This is a genomic window from Devosia sp., from assembly GCF_017744655.1.
GTDB lineage: Bacteria > Pseudomonadota > Alphaproteobacteria > Rhizobiales > Devosiaceae > Devosia.
Genome location: NZ_JAGIAW010000004.1, coordinates 97,403 through 115,482, shown reverse-complemented (window position 1 = coordinate 115,482; position 18,080 = coordinate 97,403). Strand labels below are relative to the sequence as shown.

Here is an 18,080-nt window from a genome sequence, read left to right as displayed (position 1 = left end):
AGACTGTCGGCCAGGCGGCTAGCAACCAGCGAAAGACACAATCGCGGGGTTTTGCGCCGCGGGCGTCTGCGCTACAAGCTTTCGATCATATCAGGCTCCCACTTTGGCTCGCCCCACGACCCCACCCCCCGGCCTCTTCACGACGCGTGACGTTGCCCTCGCTTCGGCTCTGTCGCCGCGCGAGTTTTCGCTGTTGCTCGCCAGGGGCGTGGCGCCCGAGCCGCTCAAGGAAGTGCCGGGGCGCGGTGGCCATCGGCTCTTTTGCAGCGATGGGCTCAGCCATGCCGCCGTGATCAGCGGCATTCATCACGCCGGGCTCGAACTGCTGGTGGCCGCCCGCCTGGCCGCCATGCTGGTCGACCACTACAATCTCGGCCAGAACGGCAATCTCGCCAATTTTCCCGATGTCGAAGAAGCCTCCGGTCTCTATGAGGCGCATGCCTATCTCTACGCTAGGCCCGATCTCTACTCGCCCGGCCGGTCGCGCCAGGGTGATATCCTGATCGAAATCGAAAATGGCCAGACCCTTTCGACCGGCCTCCTCGACTTTGAGGCGCGCGCCTATTTCGACCGGGGCGTTGTGCTGAGCCTCGATGGCCTGGGCTTTCCGCCCCATGAGCATGGCACGCAGGAAAAGACCGACCCGGTCAGCCTGGTTTTCTTCAACCTGTCGCTTGCCGTGCGCAATGCCTTTGATCGCATGCTGCAGGCAAAGCAGGGCGCGCAGGCCGCTTCAGCTTTCTAGCGGGTGCACGGTCCCCGTGATCTCGACCTGCACCGCTTGCCCGACCTCCAGACCATGCGTGGAGACGTCGTCGAAGCTGATCATCACCCGATCACCGCGATAAACCCGCTCGATGGTCACGGCGCTCTTGTTGCCGCGGTCCAAAGCCGAAACGACACGCCACTCGGCTTCCGGTGCGACCGCGATATTCAACTGCTCGGGGCGGACAAGCACTTTGCCGGCGCCCTCTGCGGCATCGTCCTCGGCAATAAGGAGCGCGCCCAAGGCGCATTCGGCTGTCCGGCCGGAGAAATCTGCGGGCAGGATGATCGCCGCGCCAAGGAAAGCCGCGGTAGTTGCATTGACGGGTCGACGATAGAGGGATTTGGGACTGCCGGCCTGGACCAGCCGGCCATCGCGCAAAATCACCAATTGATCGGCAAAGCCCATGGCCTCGTCGCGGTCATGTGTGACCAGCACGGTTGCAACGCCGGCCTGTGCCAGGATGTTTGCTGTCGCGTCGCGCATCTGTTCGCGGAGGCCTGCATCAAGGGCCGAGAATGGCTCGTCGAGCAGCATGAGGCGGGGTTGCCGCGCCAGGGCACGAGCCAGTGCTACGCGCTGCTGTTGTCCGCCCGAGAGTTGGTGCGGCTGGCGTTGCGCCATGCCGCGGTCGAGTTCGGCCAGGTCCATCAGGGCCAGAGCGCGCTTGGAGGCATCCGCCTCGGAGCGGATACCGAAGCAGATATTGTCGAGCACGCTCAGGTGAGGAAACAGCGCGCCTTCCTGCATGACAAGGCCAATATTGCGCCGATGGGCGGGGACGCCGACCTCCCGGTCCGCGATCAATTCACCATTGAGTTCGATCTTGCCAGCGTCCGGAGTTTCAAAGCCCGCGATCAGGCGCAGAAGCGTAGTCTTGCCCGAGCCCGATGGGCCGACGATCACGGTGCGGGAGCCCATGGCGACATCGAGGTTTATGCCGGCAAGCGCAGTCGTCGTGCCGTAAGTCTTGCCCAGATTAGCGATGTGAAGAACGGTCAAGACGAACGGGCTCCGGTGGCCTGGCTATGAAGGATGACGCAGAGCGGCAGGGAGAGGATCACCATGGCGAGGGCGAAGGGGGCCGCCCCGACATGGTCGAATTCGCCAGTGCGGGCCCAGAACTGAGTGGCCAGCGTTTCCGTGCCAATGGGGCTCAACATCAGCGTCGCGGTGAGTTCAGTGGTGATGCCCATGGCGACCAGCGCCATGCCGGCGGCAATGCCGGGAAAAGCGAGACGCAGGGTGACGCCGACAAGGACTATAAGCGGCGGCCGGCCCAGCGCGGTCGCCGCGCGTTCAAGCTCAACCGGCACCTGCGCGAGACTGGCGCGCACCGAAACGATGGCGCGCGGCAGGTAGAGCAGAACATAGGCGAGAAGAAGCGTCGCAACAGTCTGGTAGAGCGGCAGCGCCACCCGCACCGTGACGGCAACCAGCGCCAGAGCGACGATGACGCCCGGAAGCGCGCCGACCTGGAAATGAATATTTTCGAGCGTCTTCTGCAATGGACCGGGCGCCCGGGCGGCAAGCCAGGCAATGGGCAGGGCCATGATGCAGACCGTAACGGCACCGGCCAGGGCGTAACCGGCCGTTTGCCAGGTCGCGACGGCAAGTTGGGGCAGATGCCAGGCTTCGACTCCACCAATCAGCAGCCAGCGGAGCAGTGTCACGACGGGCAGCCCGATAGCGAGCACCGTGACGAGAAGAGGAAGCGCCATGAAGAGTGGCCACCAGGCACCCAGCTTGGCGAGAGCAACCTGCCGCGCCGCGCCGCCACCGACCCGGGCATAGCGCCGCTCGCCCCGCATCCAGGCTTCGGCTGCAAGGAAAACCACGGCAAGAAAGACGAGCACGATGCCCATCAGATTGGCCGCCGGACCGTCATAGACGGCCTGAAACTGGCTGACGATGGCGACGGTCAGCGTGTCATAGCGGATCAGCACATAGAGCCCGTATTCGGAGAGAAGATGCAGCGCGATCAACAATGCGCCGCCCGAAATGGCCAGCCGCAATTGCGGCAGCACGACCCGCAGAAAAACCGCAAGAGGCCTCGTGCCGAGCGTTGCCGCGACATCCTCCATAGCCGGATCGAGCCGGCGCAATTGTGCAATAACCGGCAGATAGACCAGCGGAAAATAGGCAAGGACGGAGACAAGCACGGCCGGCCACAGGCCACGCAGCACCGGGATGGCACTATCCCAGGCATAGGCCTGGACGAAGGCGGGAATGGCCAGCGGCGCCACGGCCAGCCAGCGCCAGAGCGCTCGCCACTTTAGGTCGCTACGCTCCGTGAGCCAGGCAAGGGCCAGCGCCAGTACGATGCTCAGCGGCACGGCCAGCACTTCGAGCAGCATCGTATTAATGAGCAATTCGCCGATGCGCGGGCGAAACAGCAGCGCGCTCGCCGTGCCCCAACCGGATTGGACCAGCACGACCAGAACGAAGCCGACAGGCAGCAAGGACAGCGCCGCAACGGCTATCGCGGCAGCAAGCACAAGGGGCCACGCCCCGCGGCGGCGATGCCGATAGAGACGCATTGGCACGCCAGCGCGGCCCTTACTCGGCAATGCCTGGTGCATGGGCAGTCAGATCACCCCGGCCGCGGTCATCAACCGCACCACGTCCTGCGCATTGAGCAGCGAGGGGTCGATATCGGGGCTGTCGATGCTCGAAAGCGGGGGCAGCGCTGGATTGGGCTCGATGCCGCTGGCAATCGCATATTCATAGCTATGCCCGTCGCGCAGGATTGCCTGACCCTCGGGGCCGGTGACAAAGGCAAGAAACTGCTGTGCGGCTTCCGGATTGTCCGAAGCTTTCAACACGCCGCCACCCGAAACCGAAATAAAGGCGCCGGGATCCTTGTTGGCGAAGTAATGCACTTTCAGCTTGTCCGAGCTTTCGCCGGTGCCGGCCTGATCGCCGAAATAGTAGTAGTTGTAGATCAGCGCCGCTGCCACTTCCCCGACATTGGCGCCGCGCATGGCTTCGAAATTACCGCGATAGGGCAGCGCGTTCTGCTTGAGCCCGACGAGCCAGTTCGCCGTCTCCTCGGTCCCGCGCAATTCCAAGAGCGCCGAAACGATCGCCTGGAAATCGGCGCCGGCCGGTGCCGCGCCCCAACGGCCCTGCCATTCGGGCTTGGCGAGGTCGAGCATGGAGACGGGCAGTTCGTCCTCGCTGATCATCTCGGTATTATAGACGAGCATGGTCGTGCGCGCGGCAATGCCGGTCCACATGCCGCTCTGCGGCCGAAACTGCTCGGGCGTATTGGCCAGCGTTTCCGGCGCCACCGGCAGGAAGAGGTCGGCATCCTGCACCATCATCATGGCCGGCGAATTCTCGGTGAGGAAAATATCCGCCGGGGAATTGAGCCCTTCCTGCACGATCTGATTGGCCATCAAGACGTCGGTGCCCTTGCGGATAGCCACTGGAATGCCGGTCTTGGCGGTAAAGGCATCGGCCCATTCCTGCGTCAAAGCCTGGTGCTGCGAGGTATAGACCGTCAGCCCATGGTCCTGCGCCAGCGCTGAAGTGGCGAGGGTTAGCGTCAATGCGAGCGTCGCGAGAAAAGTCCTTGTCATGCGATTGTTCCCTTACGATTCCACCCACAGGCGCTTGAGATTGGCGCTGCTTTTATTGATCAGCTCGAATTCCTCGGTCTTGCCGTCGCGCTCGAAAATCGAGCGGGCGACACGATCGAGATCGAAGAGGATTTCCCGTTCGTCGGCGCGCCGCACCAGGCTCTGCGCCCACGTGACGGCCACTTCGCGGCGACCGCGCGTTACGGGCTCTACGCGATGCAGGACCGTCGTCGGATAGACAATGGCCGAACCGGCAGCGAGCTTGTAAGCCGCCTCCCCGCCGGTCGTTTCCATCACCAGTTCGCCGCCGTCATAGGTGTCGGGTTCGACAAGAAAAATCGTCACCGAGATATCGGCCCGCATGTGGTCGGGGCCCATCAAGGGATTGTCCATATGGGTGCCGAACTGCATGCCCGGCTCGTAACGCGCAAACAGCGGCGGCGCGAAACGGCGAGGCAATACCGCGCCAGTAAAGACCGGATTGGCTTTCAGCGCTGCGATGACCTTGTCCTGCGCCGCGGCGAGCGCTGGCCCTGCCCCGAGCTGCTCGTTGTTCTTGACCAGCCGCGATGCCCAGCCCGAGCTCAGCACGCCATCGACGAAAACGCCTGACCCAACCGTGTCGCGCAGATCGGCCACGGCATCGCGATCAAGCACGTCGCCGATACACAGGATCATGCTACAGCCCCCTCGCAGGCAAAAGTTGACAATCAGTGTCAGTTACATAGTTGACACTAACTGTCAGTTTATCTACCCCTTGGCTCGGCGGTCCGCAAGCCGCCAAAAACGGGGTCTGGAGGGTTTCTCGTGGAGCGTCGCACGCGGATTTGGATGGGTCTGGGAACCGCCTTGCTGGTGGGTGGCGCAGGTGCAAATTCGCCCGCCATTGCCCGCCAGAATCCCGGCCTCGAATCCGAAGTTCAGCAGACGCCCGCCCCGCAGCCGACGCGTCCGCGCGTGCTTGTCGCTCAGGCCGAGGCAGCCGGTGAAGGTGGTCCGGGCGAAGGCGGCGGGGCCGTGCTTGGGACCATCACCGAGTTCCGCCTCTCGACCAATGACCCCTCGGCGTTTTCCTACGATGCCAAGAGCCAGGTATCGGCCTATGCGGCGTTGGTCTACGACACCTATGTCGCGACCAATGCAGCGGCGACAGCGCTCAACGATGCTGTAGCGGCCCTGCAAGCGACGCCCTCGGACGAGACACTGACCGCTGCTCGTGCAGCCTGGCTTGCAGCGCGCGAAACCTATCTCAAGACCGAGGCCCATCAGTTTTATGCCGGCCCGGTGGACATTCCCACCATCTCTGCCGACGCTCCGGGCGGCCCGATAGCGCGCCTCAATGGCTGGCCGGTCAATCCCGCCACTATCGACGCCGTCCTCGCCGACACGGCCCAATCACTCAATTTCCGCGCCATCGCCCGGCTCAACACAGTCGAGCCGACGGTCAACATCACCACCGGCCTCCATGTCGCCGAATACCTGCTCTGGGGCACGGATGGCGCGCTATCGGCGTCAGCCTTTGAGGGTGAAGCTGGCGCACGCCGCGGCGAATACCTCGCCTCGGTGGCCCGGCTCTTCATCAACGATACCGGCACGCTTGTCGCCGCCTGGGCGCCTGACGTCGGCAACAATTATCGCGCCTCGGTCGAAAGCATGGATCAGCGCAATGCGCTTGGCCGCGCGTTCAACGGCATGACGGTACTGATCGGCTACGAAATCCCGCTGCGCCGCATCGGTGCCGCGCTCTTCCCGGCCAACAAGAACTTCCAGGCCTCTCCTTTCAGCGGCACATCCGAAGTCGACAATGCCGCCTCCTTCGCCGGAGCACGCGCAGTTTATTTCGAGAGCGGTCTAGACGCCCTGGTCAAGGCCACCAATGCCGACCTCGCAGCCAAGATCGATGCAGGCTTTGCCCGCGCCTCCAAGGCTCTCGGCGCCATGGACGCGCCCTATGCCAGGTTCCTCGCCCCCGCTTCGGACAGCCCCGAACGCGCCGCAGGCGAGGAAGCGGCCCGCGCCCTGACCGATCTGGCGCGCGACCTGCGCCAGGCCGCCAATCAGCTTGGCGTGCTCGTCGTCGTACCCGGCATGTAGCCGGAAGAACAGATTTCGACCGTCGGGCAATGGCCCGCCGGAGAAAACACAGGCCCGGATGCACCAGATCGCCTTCCCGGCTCAATTGGAGGACTTCAATGCTTACCCGTAGCCTCATCATCCTTGGCACCGCGCTGATGGCCAGCACCGCCATGGCGCAGGACATCACCTCTTCGGTCGATTTCACCACCAACAAGGCCAATGACTTCCGCGGCCTCGCCTATGGCGCCGATGGCAAGATCTATGTCTCGGGCCATGTCGGCAATCCGAGCGCCGAAACCAATCCTGCCTCGCATGTGATCGTCGGCCGCTTCAATGCCGATGGCACGCCCGATACCGCTTTCGGCGAAGACGGCTTTGCTGAAGTCGACCTGCCGGGCGGCACCATCGAGCAGTCCCTCGCCGTGGCTCCGCTCGCCAATGGCGACGTGGTTGCTGCGATCAATGCCACCGAAGAAGACGGTGGTATCTCCGTCTATCTCGTGCGCTTCGACGCCACCGGCAAGCAGGTGACCGGCGATGCCTGGGGCGGCGAAACCGGAGCCCTCGAAGTCGTCTTCGGCTGGCCCAATGCCAATAACGACGCCTTCCCTGGCGTCGAAAACCCGCCGCAGGATACCGCCTGGGATCTCAAGGTCGACAATTCGAGCGGCGAAGAAAAGCTCGTCGTCGCCGGCCACGGTTCGGCCGCCGAAGGCTCGGGCCGCACCGATGCCGACCGCTATGTGGTTCGTCTCCTCGCCGCCGATGGCTCGGTCGATGCCTCCTTCAATGGCGGCAAGCCCTTCACCTATCAGTCGGCCCAGACCTTTAACGAAGGCGGCCGCCGCGTGACCCTTGGCGCCGATGGCTCGATCATGAGCGCCGGCTATACCAATCTGGGTGAGGCGCTGCGCAACCACATCATCCTGATCCATCTCAATCCCGATGGCTCGCTCGACGAGAACTTTGGCGGCTTCGTGTCCCCGCAGTCCTCGGCTGAAGCCGTTGGCCTCGCAGCGACCCCCGGCATTGCCATTTTCAATCCTCTGGTGGCCGATGGCGGCTTTGCCGAAGGCTATGCCGCCGTTCAGCTCTCCGATGGCAGCTGGGTGACGACCGGCTACGGTGGCGCCACCGCCGAAGCCACGCCCTCGACCCTGGGCTTCAAGACCACCGAAGCGCCCGATCTCGTTTCCTTCCGCGTCAAGGGCAAGGAACTCGACACCACCTGGGGCAGCAACGGTTCCGCGGTCGTGCAGTCCGAAGGCCTGACCGGCCTCAAGTCCGCCGAAGAACGCGGCCGTTTGCTCGTCGGCCTCCCCAATGACCGCACCCTGCATGTCGGCTATTTCGGCGGCATCCCGTCTGCCGTCGTGCTCGATAGCGCCGGCAAGCTCGATACATCAGTGAGCGAAGACGGCATCCTGGCTCTCCCCAACGACACCGTTTCCGCCCAGTTCTTCGGCGCCGCCGTGTCGCCCGATGGCAAGCACGTGGCTCTTTCCACCAACAACAATGCCGGTGGCGCGCGCCTCGTGGTCCTCGACCTGCAGGAATAGACCAATCAAATCTGACGAGGTGGGCGGCCATTGGCCGCCCATTTCATATTTGCGCGAGAGAACATGAAGACATATCAGCGCCTGGCCGTGGTCCTTGCCACTCTCCTCGCCCCGGCACTGCCGGGTTTTGCCGAGGACACGGCCCCGTCCACCCCGACATCGCTCGCCGAAACCATTGTCCTTGGCGAACCGATCTATGTCCGCCGCTGCCAGGAATGCCATGGCGCCAAAGGCGGCGGCTTTGTCGGCCCAAAACTCTCGGGCAATCAGCGCCTCGCCAATGCCGAATTCGTCATCCGCCAGATCACCAATGGCAGCGCCGACATGCCCGCCTTCGGCAAGCGCCTGACGCCGGAAGAGCTGCTCGCCGTCGGCACCTATGTCCGCAATTCCTGGGACAACAGCTTCGGCGCGTTCACCGAGTAAAGCGCGCCATGGACAACGAAACCGCGATGGTCTAAATGCCATATCGACGGCTCCCTAGCCGTCACCGACAGGGACGGCCCTGACATTCGGTTCTATTGATCGGGGACGACCCTGAGGAGATAGCAACCCGTGTCCTTCCTCCGCGAACACCTCCCCAAAGCCACCATCGCCAAATTGCTCGTGGCCTGGGGCGTCGTGATCATCTTCCTCATTGGCGGTCCGACTTGGCTGCACGAGCCGATCGCCCCCTTCGTCGCCGTCATCTCTTTCGTCGTCATCTTCGCGACCATCCTGCTGGCCGCCTTCGGTGTGGTGCACGAGGCCGATTACCTCGCCCATCAACTGGGCGAACCCTATGGCACGCTGATCCTGACGCTCTCCATCGTCATGATCGAAGTCATCCTCATCGCCGCCGTCCTGCTTGGCCCGGGTGACAATCCCACCATCGGCCGCGATTCCATTTTCGCGGTGATGATGATCATCCTCAACCTCGTCATGGGCATCTGCCTGATCCTGGGCGGACGCCGCTTCGGCGAGCAGGAATATAATTCACAGGGCGCCATGGCCTATGTGTCGATGACCCTGCTTCTGGCCGGTATCGGCCTGATTCTGCCCAATACGCTCAGCACCGGAAACGGCACCTTCTGGCCCATGCAGGCCGCAGCCTTCGCCATTCTCACCACGGTGCTCTATGGCGTTTTCCTTTTGATGCAGACCCGCGGCTACAAGCGCTTCTTCATCCAGCCCGATATTGGGCAGCTCGTCGTCCCCATCCGCCCTTCCATGACCGGTTCTCCGGCGGAGCCCGCCCGCGATCTCGACAAGCGCGCCATCATCATGCGCTCTATACTGCTCGTGGCGCTCATGCTGCCCATCGTGCTGCTCGCCCATGACCTGGCGCTGGTTATCGATTTCGGCATTGGCGCGGTCGGCGCCCCGGTCGCCCTGGGCGGCGCGCTGATCGCCATCATCGTCTTCACCCCAGAGTCGATCACCGCCATCCGGGCCGCCGTCGACAATCAGTTGCAGCGCTCGGTCAATCTCTGCCTCGGCGCCTTCGTCTCGACGGTCGGCCTCACCGTGCCCGCCGTCCTCCTCGTCGGCCTCTTCACCGGCAAGACGGTGATCATGGGCGTGACGCCGACCGAAACCGTCCTGCTGCTGCTCACCATTGGTCTCACGACCCTGACCTTTCTCGGCCAGCGCGCCTCGGCCCTCCAAGGCGCGCTGCACCTCACGCTCTTTGCCGTCTACGGCGTGCTGCTCTTTCTGACCTGACGCCAAGGCCCGCCATCGGGACGACCTGATGGCATGGGGCGAAGCGGGGACGACCCCTTTTCGAGGTGTCCCATGTCCAATCCGCTCAACGTCATCGTGCTTATCGGCTGCCTCATCGGCTATCTCGCCGCCGACATTCTTACCGGCATGGGCGCCGTCCAAGGCACGGCCGGCTCAATCATCACCAGCCTCCTGCCCTCCGCCTTCGGCCTCGCCGTGGGCCTCGTGGCGCTGCGGCTGACCAAATAACCGCCATTCAAGGACAAGCCATGGCCAATGACCCCATCCATCAGTTCGTCGTCGAGCCGATCTTCCCCCTCAACCCAATCGCCGGACACGACTTCAGCTTCACCAATGCCTCGGCCTATATGCTCCTTACGGTGGTGATCGCCGGCGGCTTCATGGTGCTGGCGGGACGCAAAAAGGCATTGCTACCCGACCGCCTGCAGGTGGCGGGCGAGATGCTTTACAAGGCCATCGAAAGCCTCGTCGTCTCGATCACCGGCAAGGAGGGCATGCGGTTTTTCCCGCTCGTCTTCTCGCTCTTCAGCTTCATCCTCGTCGCCAATATGATCGGCATGTTTCCATATGCCTTCACCGTCACCGCACAGATCGTCGTCACCGCCGCCCTGGCCCTCTTCGTCTTTGCTGTCGTCACCCTCTATGGCCTTTTGAAGCATGGCCCAAAATTCTTCGGCCTCTTCATGCCCAGCGGCCTGCCCCTCTATCTGGCGCCCGTCATCGTCCCCATCGAGATCATCTCCTATATCTCGCGCCCCATCAGTCATTCGGTGCGTCTTTTCGCGGTCATGCTCGCCGGCCATATCACCCTAAAAGTATTCGCCGGCTTCGTTGTCGATCTCTCGGCGCTCGGCCCCTTCGGCATTGCCTTATCCGTGGCTCCCATGATCATGACCGTGGCCATCACGGCGCTCGAACTCCTGATGTCGGTGATCCAGGCCTATGTCTTCACGCTTCTCACCTGCATGTATCTCAACGACGCCATGCACCCCTCCCACTAGCGTCGGACTGGCCTCGAAGGACGGCGAAGAATTTTCTCCGTCCTCCATCATTGCCGAAAAGCGGCTGCGGATTCGGCACTCAAAACGCAATCGACAATGTCTATAAATTGAATAGGGTTTCACCTCCTAACCGAGGTGATCCCCATGGCAGCCATAGAATTCATCGGCCATACCTCCAATCGCGAGGGATCCGACATTGTGCCCACGACGAGTCCCGTCATCGACAAGACCTATATTCGCAACCACGTGCAGGCGGCGGAGGCAGCAGGCATCGATCGCCTGCTGATCGGTCAATTCGCCCAGTGGCCGGACAATAACCAGATCGCCGCCTATGTCTTCGGCCAGACCGAGCGCATCGGCGCCCTCCTTGCCCACCGCCCTGGCCTGATGGCGCCCACCCTTGGCGCAAGACAATTGGCAACGCTCGATCAGTTCTCCGAAGGCCGCGTCTGGGTCCACATCATCACCGGCGGCTCCGATATCGATCAGGCCCGCGATGGTGACTTCGAGGACCATGACACCCGCTATGCCCGCACCGACGAATATATCGAGGTGCTGAAAAAGGTCTGGGAGAGCGACGCACCTTTCGACCACGAAGGGCGCTTCTACAAATTCAAGGGCGCCTTCAGCCAGGTAAAGCCGTTCCAGAAGCCGCGCATTCCCATTTCCTTCGGCGGCTCCTCGGATGCGGCAATTGCTGTCGCCGGCAAGCATGCCGATATCTATGCGCTCTGGGGCGAACCGCTCGACGGCACCCGCGAAACCATCGCCAAGGTCCGCGCCGCCGCCGCTGCGAACGGCCGCGACCCCTCCGAAATCCGCTTCACCCTCGCCTTCCGCACCATCGTTGCCGATACCGAAGACGAGGCATGGTCCAACGCCGCCGAAATCCTTGAAAAGGTGAAGGCTGGCGTCGCGCGTCAGGCCGGCGGCAATGGCGAAAAGCTGCCGAGCAATGTCGGCTCGGTGCGTCTGCGCGAAGCCGCCAAGCGCGGAAAGGTGCTCGACAAGCGCCTTTGGACCGAAGTGGCCGAAGCCAGCGGCGCCGGCGGCAATTCCACCGCGCTGGTCGGCACGCCTGAACAGGTCGCCGAAGCCATCCTCGATTATTACGACGCCGGCATTTCCAATTTCCTCGTCCGCGGTTTCTACCCCACGGCAGACACCGTCACCTATGGCCGCGATGTCGTGCCGCTGGTCAAGGCCGGCATTGCCGAACGCGAAGCCCGCAAGGTTGCAGCAGAATGAGCGCTCCCCTCGATATCGTCGACATCCACACCCATCTCTGGCCGCCCGCTTGGGGTCCGGGCGGTAAATTCGCAAAACCTGCCGGTAGCTTCTCGCCCGAAATCTACCGCAAGATTACGACACCATCCGCGCTCGTCGATGAATTCAAATCCGCCGGTGTTTCGCTCGCCGTGGTCACCGCCACCGTTGAAAGCCTTTTTGGCGCCGAGGGCCCGGTGGATTCGGCGGGTCTCCGCGAAGCCAATGACTGGCTGGCAAGCCTCGTTGCTGCCGAGCCATCACTGGCCGCTTTCGCCGTCACCGACGTTTTTGCGGGTGAAGAAGGCGCGGCGGAAGCCGAACGCGCGATAGTGGACCTCGGCCTTTCCGGCCTCGTCATCGACTCCTCGCGTAATGGAAAATTCCTCGCCGATCCTTCGGCCCGACCAACCCTTGAAGTCGCCGCCCGCCATCGCGTCCCGGTCTTCGTCCATCCGGTCGCCCATCCCAATTCCGAGGTGCTGATCGCAGGCGCCGGCATGCTGGGCAATTCGCTCGGCCGCGGCTTGATGAATGGCGTCGCGTTCCTATCCATCATCCAGTCCAGCATTCTCGATGACCTGCCGGACCTGCACCTGATCTTCGCCACCCTCGGCCTCGGCGGCATCGTCCAGGCCGCACGCGGCGGCATTTATGGCCGCGCCGAACGCCAAAAACGACCCCGCCCGAACATCTATTTCGACACCATGGGCGCCGATCCCGCCATCGTCCGCACCCTCACCGGCTTTTTCGGCGCCGAACGCGTTTTGGCCGGCACCGACTGGCCGATCCTGCCGGCGCTGCAGGCCGAAAGCCTCGCTGCCAGCCTCGCCGAAGCCGGGCTCAGCGAGGCCGAGCGACGTCTGGTGGCGGGCGGCAATGCGCGTCGCCTGCTCTCTTTGCGCGCGGCAAAAGCCGAAGCCGCGGAATAGCTCCGCGGCTTGTCTGCCGGACGAATTGACTGTAAACTTTACGCATGAACTACAATTCGTCCGCCACCACCGACGCATTGAGCGAAGTCCTGCAGGATTTTCGCTTGAGCGGCGTCAATTATGGCCGCTGCGAACTGCGCCATCCCTGGAGCATCAGCTTTCCAAAGCAGCCGCTACTGCGCTTCCATTTCGTCAGCAAGGGCCCCTGCTGGGTGCATACGGAGGCCGAGGGCTGGCAGGAGCTCGCCGCGGGCGATCTGATCCTCCTTCCACAGGGCGTCGAGCATCGTCTCGCGAGCTCCCCCAGCGTCACCGAAAATTCCCTGTCGGCCTGTCAGGTGACCGGACACGGCGGCAATGTTTGCGAAGTGGTACAGCAGGGCGATGGCGATATCAGCATGATCTTCTGCGGCTCCATGGCGCTCGGCGCCTATGCGCTGCACCCACTGATCAGCCTCATGCCCTCCATCATCCGCGGCTGCGACGTCGCAACCCACGACCCCATGGTCAATCCCTTGCTCGAAGCCATGGCCATTGAAGCCAGCCAACCGCGCATGGGCAGCGCCACAATCCTGTCGCGCATGGCCGACCTGCTCACCGCCCGGCTCATCCGCTGCTGGGTGAAAAGCCACGACACCTCACCGACCGGCTGGCTCGCCGCCATTCGCGATCCCCATATCGGCGGCGCCCTCGTCGCCATGCACCGCGACCCCGGCGCCAACTGGACGCTGGAAACTCTTGCCGGCACCGCCGGGCAATCGCGCTCGATCTTCGCGGAGCGTTTCAGCGCCATTTTAGGCGAAGGCGCCGCCCGCTATCTCACCCGCCTTCGCATGCAATTGGCGCAGGAATGGCTGGGGCAGAGCGGCATGCCCATCGCCGAAGTGGCGTCCAAACTGGGCTATGAATCCGAAGCCAGTTTTGCCCGCGCCTTCAAGCGCGTCACCAGCGCCTCGCCCGGCGCGGTGCGTCGCAGCGCTTCCGGACGAATTGATATGGAATTCGGATTTTAGGACACATATCGTCTTTTCGATCCTGTCTATGAACGTCTCCCGATTTGGAGACCTCTTCATGACTGACACTTCGATTTCAGCGGGCCTTGCCGCCGACACATCCGTCTCGACCGGCTGGAGCGCCAAGACCTGGCTCGCCATGCTCGGCATGCTCGCCACCAGTTTTGCGCTGGTCTCGGCCGAGTTCTTGCCCGCCGGCCTTCTCACCCCCATGGCCCGCGACCTCGGCATCAGCGAGGGGACGGCTGGCCAGGTGGTCACCGTCACCGCCATGGTCGGCGCCCTCGCCGCCCTCTTCAGCAATGTCCTCATCGGCCGGATCAACCGCAAGGCGGTGCTGGTCGGCCTTAGCGCCCTCGCCATTGCCTCCAATCTCCTCGCCACCTTCGCCACCGATTTCTGGGTGCTGCTGGTCGGCCGCGCCGGCCTCGGTATTGCACTCAGCGCCTTCTGGGCCCTGTCCGTTGCCGTTGTCGCCCGACTCGTCGGCACCGGCGCCATTGGGCGCGGCACCGCCATGGTCAGCCTTGGCGTTTCCCTTGCCACCATCGCCGCCCCATCCATGGGCGCCCTGATCGGCGATTGGCTCGGCTGGCGCAGCGCCATGGGTCTCACCGCCGCGCTCTCTGGCCTCGCCCTCGTCCTGCAGCTTATCGGCCTCCCCAGCATGCCCGCCTCAGCCGGCAACAGCATGGGCGACATGGTGCGTCTGCTAAAACGCCGCGGCGTGCAACTCGGCATGCTCGCCATCATCCTGCTCATGGCCGGCCACATGACCGGCTCGGTCTACGTCCGCCCCTTCCTCGAACAGGTGACGGGCCTTGAGACCGGCATGATCGCCCTCGTGCTCGCCGGCTTCGGCGCCGCCGCCGTTCTGGGCACGGTTGCCGGCGGCAAACTGGCAGATATCGACGCCAGCCGCGCCCTCGCCACCACGGGCGGCATCATGGCTCTCGCGGCAATCGCGCTCGTGCTCTGGGGCAGCCAGATCGCCGCCGCCTTCACCTTCGCCGCGCTCTGGGGCTTTGCTTTCGGCATGGCGCCCGTGGTCTTGCAGGCCAACCTCTCACGCTCGGCCACCGACGCGCTCGAAACTTCGGGCAGCCTGATGGTGGTCTCCTTCCAGGTCGCCATCATGACCGGCGCTCTGGTGGGCGGGTACATCGTCGACACCTATTCGGCTGTTACCAACCTCATGGTCACGACGCTCCTGGCCGGGCTCACGCTGGTCCTGGCGCTGCTCCAGCCCAAGCCGTCCCTCACCCGATAAATCGTAAAAAGGGCCGGCCTCACCTCGAAAGAATTTACCGCCTCAAAACCCAGAAAAATTGCATGAGCGGCCCCAAGGATTTAGTCACCTGAAGCGTCTTCTTAAAAGAAGTGAGCGTGATTCTTGGGGCGGAAGCGGCGGGTTTTCGGACCGTTTCCGGACCCGTGAGGTTGCCGATCGGGCGCACAGCGCCCAGTCGCGGTTTTGATATTCAGGGTTTCGATGAATTTTTCCAGGTTAGCTTTTTGTGTTGCCGCATTTGGATTGACCCTATCCATCCCCGCCATGGGACAACAGGTGCTGGGGGCGCTCGATGGGGTCGTAGACAGCCAGTTGCAGCGTGGCTGGTTCGGTGGGGAGCAGGATGGCTGGTTCGTGCTGCGCAACGACGCACTGGAAGAATCCGAACAGACCCTGACCATCAAGGCTGGCCCGCCCGGCACCAATGGCCGGCACACTTCCGTCAATGTCACCCTCAATTCAAGCCAGCCCAAGGCCGCGATTGGCGTGGTCGTGCGCAACGACTCCAACAAGGGCACCTGCGTGGCCGAACTGACTGCGGAAGCCGATGCCAACCTCTTCTGCGTCATCGACGGACAGTTTGAATCGATCGGCTCCCTCGCCAATGCCGCCAAGCTCGACGGCAGCGACACCATCGAACTGGTTGAAGCACCAGGAACCGCCCGTTTTATCGTCAATGGCAAGACATTGGGCGATGTGACCAATGGCGCCGCGCTTAGCGACGAAATCGGCATCATGGCCTATGAACGTGGGACCTTTGGCGTCGCCGATTTCATCGTCACCGATGTTCCCGGCGACAATACCAGCGCCCAGACGCAAGGCTCAGGCCTGCCGCCCCGCGGCGGCTCTGGCGCCAGCGCCTCAGTCGAAGAGCCGGCAACAGGCGACGGCAGCGACACCGCCTCGCGCATGGCCGCAATCATGGGTCCCCTGGCCGGTGCCATCCTCGGAACGGACGCAAAGGATGGCTGGGACGTCTTCTTCGAGAGCGACTGGATGGTGCTGGTCAACGGCACTACGGCCAGCAGCGAAAATTTCTTCACCATCCCCACCGGTGGTCCGGTCCGGTCCGGCGAGCGCGTGGTGAGCGTCAGCGTCGGCATCAAGCCACCCGAAGGCAGCTCTGCTGAAGACTTCAAACTCTCCGCAGCCGGGATCATCGTCGAAAGCACCAGCAGCAAGGATTCATGCCTCGGTGAAATCACGCTGGGCGGGGACGGTGTGGTGCTGTGCTTCGGCGACGATGGCAAGGGCGAGGAAATCGGTCGCCTGCCCGGCGCCGCAAAGGGCGATGGCAGCGACTTCCTCGAATGGGTCGAACAGCCTGGCGTTGCCGGCTTTTTCCTCAATGGCGAACTCATCGCCCAGGTGAACGATCATCCCGTGCTCGGCGGCGAGGTCGGCGTGCTCGCCTATGAGCGCGGCGATTTTTACTTCCGCGACTTCACCGTGTCGGACACGGGCACTGCCGCGACCGGCGGCAAGGCCAAGGGCTCCGCCCCGACCGCCTCCACCAGCGCGAGCGACGAGGAAATCCCCTTCCTCAACAGCCACGAATCCCGGCTGATCGGCGCCTATCTCGGCGTCACCAACGGCATTTTTATGCACGAATTTGGCCATGCGCTGATCGGCGAATTGCAGGTGCCCTCGACCGGCCCCGAAGAGGACGCCGTCGACATCTTCTCGGCCCTGCGCGTCGTCGAACCGACCATGTATCCCTCTGGCGACGAGGCCATCGACCTGATCGGCCGGGAAGTTGCGGTCTACTCCGTCCTCCCCTGGTACTATGGCGGCATGATCAATGCCGATAGCGGTCAGGAACTTCCCTGGCAGGATGAGCACACCGGCGACCTCCGTCGTTTCCGCAACACCTTCTGTGTCATCTATGGCGGCAATCCCGGCCTTTATGGCGATATTGCCGCGCAGGTGGGGCTCGAAGAGCGCACGCTGTCGCGCTGCGAAGAAGAGTTCAACCGGCAGAACCGTGCCTGGCGCACCATCCTTGCCCCGCATACCCGCCTCAGCGCCTGGCACCCCGATGGACACCTGACCGCCGATGCCCCTGGCGCAACGATCACGGTGACCTTCGAAGAGCCGACGACGCCGATGAGCCGGTTCCTCGTCGAAACCTTTGGCGATGGCCTCCGCGGCTTTGCCGATGATCTCGCGAAGACCTATGCCCTGCCCCGCGACCTGACGGTCACCTATCGCCAGTGCGGCGAGCTCAATGCCTGGTACAGCCCCAATGAGGGCAGCATCACCATGTGCTACGACCTGATCGAATATCTGGTCGAGATGATCGCCGATGTCGAACTGGGTGGATCGGGCGCCGCCACGCCGCAGGCGGAAAGCGTGCCGGTGAAGTCGGAAATGATGGCGACGGCCGGTGCGCTCAACGAACTGGCCGACTATGGCGTGCCTGCGACCAACGTGCTCTTCCCCGCACCCTATCGCGGCCCCACGCCGGCGGGCCATACGAGAGCACAAGTGCTGACCACCGAGAGCATGGTCGATCTCGTGACCGGCAGCGACAACTGGCTGCTGATCGACACAAGCGGCGGAGCAGAAACCCTGCCGGGCGCCTTTGCCGTGACCGATGCGGGACGCGACGGCAGCCTCACAGACCGCTTCCAGGGCCTCGTCAATGACTGGCTGACCGACGAAACCGGCGGCGACAAGACGGTCCCGGTGATCTTCTTCGGCTGGGGCATGCAGGACCGCTCCTCCTACAATGCCGCGCTCCGCGCCGGCATGGGCGGCTGGAACGCTTACTGGTATCGCGGCGGTATCGAAGCCTGGCAAGCCAATGGCCTGCCGATGGCCGATCAGACTGAATAGCAAAAGGCCCGGCATTACTGCCGGGCCTT

The 18,080-nt window shown here is 63.4% G+C and carries 16 protein-coding genes; 12 read left to right on the top strand and 4 right to left on the bottom strand.

Going from position 1 to position 18,080, the window contains the following annotated elements; translation table 11 throughout:
• Window positions 1-103 precede the first annotated feature (103 nt).
• Window positions 104-745 carry a hypothetical protein gene (locus J7557_RS09860; protein ID WP_291419835.1) on the top strand — a complete coding sequence of 214 codons (642 nt, stop codon included), beginning with the start codon at window positions 104-106 and terminating at the stop codon, window positions 743-745.
• Here J7557_RS09860 and J7557_RS09855 read toward each other — a convergent pair.
• Genes J7557_RS09855 through J7557_RS09840 form a run of 4 tightly spaced genes read right to left on the bottom strand, consistent with a single transcriptional unit; the run spans window position 734 to window position 5,028 of the window.
• Window positions 734-1,768 carry an ABC transporter ATP-binding protein gene (locus J7557_RS09855; protein ID WP_291419833.1) on the bottom strand — a complete coding sequence of 345 codons (1,035 nt, stop codon included), beginning with the start codon at window positions 1,766-1,768 and terminating at the stop codon, window positions 734-736. The two genes, J7557_RS09860 and J7557_RS09855, sit on opposite strands and share 12 nt — an antisense overlap.
• Complete coding sequence (locus tag J7557_RS09850) at window positions 1,765-3,306, bottom strand: iron ABC transporter permease (protein ID WP_291419830.1); 1,542 nt, start codon at window positions 3,304-3,306, stop codon at window positions 1,765-1,767. Before J7557_RS09850 ends, J7557_RS09855 begins: the two co-directional genes overlap by 4 nt.
• A gap of 48 nt (window positions 3,307-3,354) precedes the next feature.
• Complete coding sequence (locus J7557_RS09845) at window positions 3,355-4,350, bottom strand: iron ABC transporter substrate-binding protein (RefSeq protein WP_291419828.1); 996 nt, start codon at window positions 4,348-4,350, stop codon at window positions 3,355-3,357.
• Between the two features lie 12 nt (window positions 4,351-4,362).
• The gene (locus J7557_RS09840; protein ID WP_291419826.1) at window positions 4,363-5,028 is read right to left on the bottom strand and encodes a Fe2+-dependent dioxygenase; all 666 of its coding nucleotides are present in this window, start codon (window positions 5,026-5,028) and stop codon (window positions 4,363-4,365) included.
• Window positions 5,029-5,181: 153 nt separating this feature from the next.
• Between J7557_RS09840 and J7557_RS09835 the strand changes: the two genes are divergently transcribed.
• The 11 genes from J7557_RS09835 (at window position 5,182) to J7557_RS09785 (ending at window position 18,051) form a co-directional block, all read left to right on the top strand.
• Window positions 5,182-6,444 (top strand): imelysin family protein, encoded by a 1,263-nt coding sequence (locus J7557_RS09835; protein ID WP_291419824.1) that lies wholly within the window; start codon window positions 5,182-5,184, stop codon window positions 6,442-6,444.
• A gap of 98 nt (window positions 6,445-6,542) precedes the next feature.
• Entirely contained in the window at window positions 6,543-7,985 is a 1,443-nt protein-coding gene (locus J7557_RS09830) for a hypothetical protein (RefSeq protein ID WP_291419822.1), read from the top strand.
• Window positions 7,986-8,048: 63 nt separating this feature from the next.
• On the top strand, window positions 8,049-8,411 hold the full coding sequence (locus J7557_RS09825; RefSeq protein ID WP_291419820.1) for a cytochrome c: 363 nt from the start codon (window positions 8,049-8,051) through the stop codon (window positions 8,409-8,411).
• Window positions 8,412-8,540: 129 nt separating this feature from the next.
• Window positions 8,541-9,689 carry a calcium:proton antiporter gene (locus J7557_RS09820; RefSeq protein WP_291419818.1) on the top strand — a complete coding sequence of 383 codons (1,149 nt, stop codon included), beginning with the start codon at window positions 8,541-8,543 and terminating at the stop codon, window positions 9,687-9,689.
• Between the two features lie 72 nt (window positions 9,690-9,761).
• Window positions 9,762-9,938, top strand: coding sequence for a hypothetical protein (locus tag J7557_RS09815; RefSeq protein WP_291419816.1), 177 nt, complete (start codon window positions 9,762-9,764; stop codon window positions 9,936-9,938).
• Window positions 9,939-9,958: 20 nt separating this feature from the next.
• Window positions 9,959-10,711 (top strand): F0F1 ATP synthase subunit A, encoded by a 753-nt coding sequence (locus tag J7557_RS09810; RefSeq protein WP_291419814.1) that lies wholly within the window; start codon window positions 9,959-9,961, stop codon window positions 10,709-10,711.
• A gap of 144 nt (window positions 10,712-10,855) precedes the next feature.
• On the top strand, window positions 10,856-11,959 hold the full coding sequence (locus J7557_RS09805; protein ID WP_291419812.1) for an LLM class flavin-dependent oxidoreductase: 1,104 nt from the start codon (window positions 10,856-10,858) through the stop codon (window positions 11,957-11,959).
• Window positions 11,956-12,909: an amidohydrolase family protein gene (locus J7557_RS09800; protein WP_291419810.1), complete on the top strand. Its 954-nt coding sequence runs from the start codon at window positions 11,956-11,958 to the stop codon at window positions 12,907-12,909. The genes J7557_RS09805 and J7557_RS09800 overlap by 4 nt, the downstream gene beginning before the upstream one ends.
• Window positions 12,910-12,953: 44 nt before the next feature.
• The gene (locus tag J7557_RS09795; RefSeq protein WP_291419808.1) at window positions 12,954-13,922 is read left to right on the top strand and encodes an AraC family transcriptional regulator; all 969 of its coding nucleotides are present in this window, start codon (window positions 12,954-12,956) and stop codon (window positions 13,920-13,922) included.
• 58 nt (window positions 13,923-13,980) lie between these two features.
• Window positions 13,981-15,192, top strand: coding sequence for an MFS transporter (locus J7557_RS09790; protein ID WP_291419806.1), 1,212 nt, complete (start codon window positions 13,981-13,983; stop codon window positions 15,190-15,192).
• A gap of 264 nt (window positions 15,193-15,456) precedes the next feature.
• Complete coding sequence (locus J7557_RS09785; protein WP_291419804.1) at window positions 15,457-18,051, top strand: DUF4344 domain-containing metallopeptidase; 2,595 nt, start codon at window positions 15,457-15,459, stop codon at window positions 18,049-18,051.
• The last annotated feature ends 29 nt before the right edge of the window (window positions 18,052-18,080 follow it).

Bases quoted from the DNA above. Each gene is read 5' to 3' on its own strand.
- J7557_RS09850 (WP_291419830.1), bottom strand. From the start codon at position 3,306: ATGCGTCTCTATCGGCATCGCCGCCGCGGGGCGTGGCCCCTTGTGCTT.
- J7557_RS09845 (WP_291419828.1), bottom strand. From the start codon at position 4,350: ATGACAAGGACTTTTCTCGCGACGCTCGCATTGACGCTAACCCTCGCC.
- J7557_RS09840 (WP_291419826.1), bottom strand. From the start codon at position 5,028: ATGATCCTGTGTATCGGCGACGTGCTTGATCGCGATGCCGTGGCCGAT.
- J7557_RS09835 (WP_291419824.1), top strand. From the start codon at position 5,182: ATGGGTCTGGGAACCGCCTTGCTGGTGGGTGGCGCAGGTGCAAATTCG.
- J7557_RS09830 (WP_291419822.1), top strand. From the start codon at position 6,543: ATGCTTACCCGTAGCCTCATCATCCTTGGCACCGCGCTGATGGCCAGC.
- J7557_RS09825 (WP_291419820.1), top strand. From the start codon at position 8,049: ATGAAGACATATCAGCGCCTGGCCGTGGTCCTTGCCACTCTCCTCGCC.
- J7557_RS09815 (WP_291419816.1), top strand. From the start codon at position 9,762: ATGTCCAATCCGCTCAACGTCATCGTGCTTATCGGCTGCCTCATCGGC.
- J7557_RS09810 (WP_291419814.1), top strand. From the start codon at position 9,959: ATGGCCAATGACCCCATCCATCAGTTCGTCGTCGAGCCGATCTTCCCC.
- J7557_RS09805 (WP_291419812.1), top strand. From the start codon at position 10,856: ATGGCAGCCATAGAATTCATCGGCCATACCTCCAATCGCGAGGGATCC.
- J7557_RS09800 (WP_291419810.1), top strand. From the start codon at position 11,956: ATGAGCGCTCCCCTCGATATCGTCGACATCCACACCCATCTCTGGCCG.
- J7557_RS09795 (WP_291419808.1), top strand. From the start codon at position 12,954: ATGAACTACAATTCGTCCGCCACCACCGACGCATTGAGCGAAGTCCTG.
- J7557_RS09790 (WP_291419806.1), top strand. From the start codon at position 13,981: ATGACTGACACTTCGATTTCAGCGGGCCTTGCCGCCGACACATCCGTC.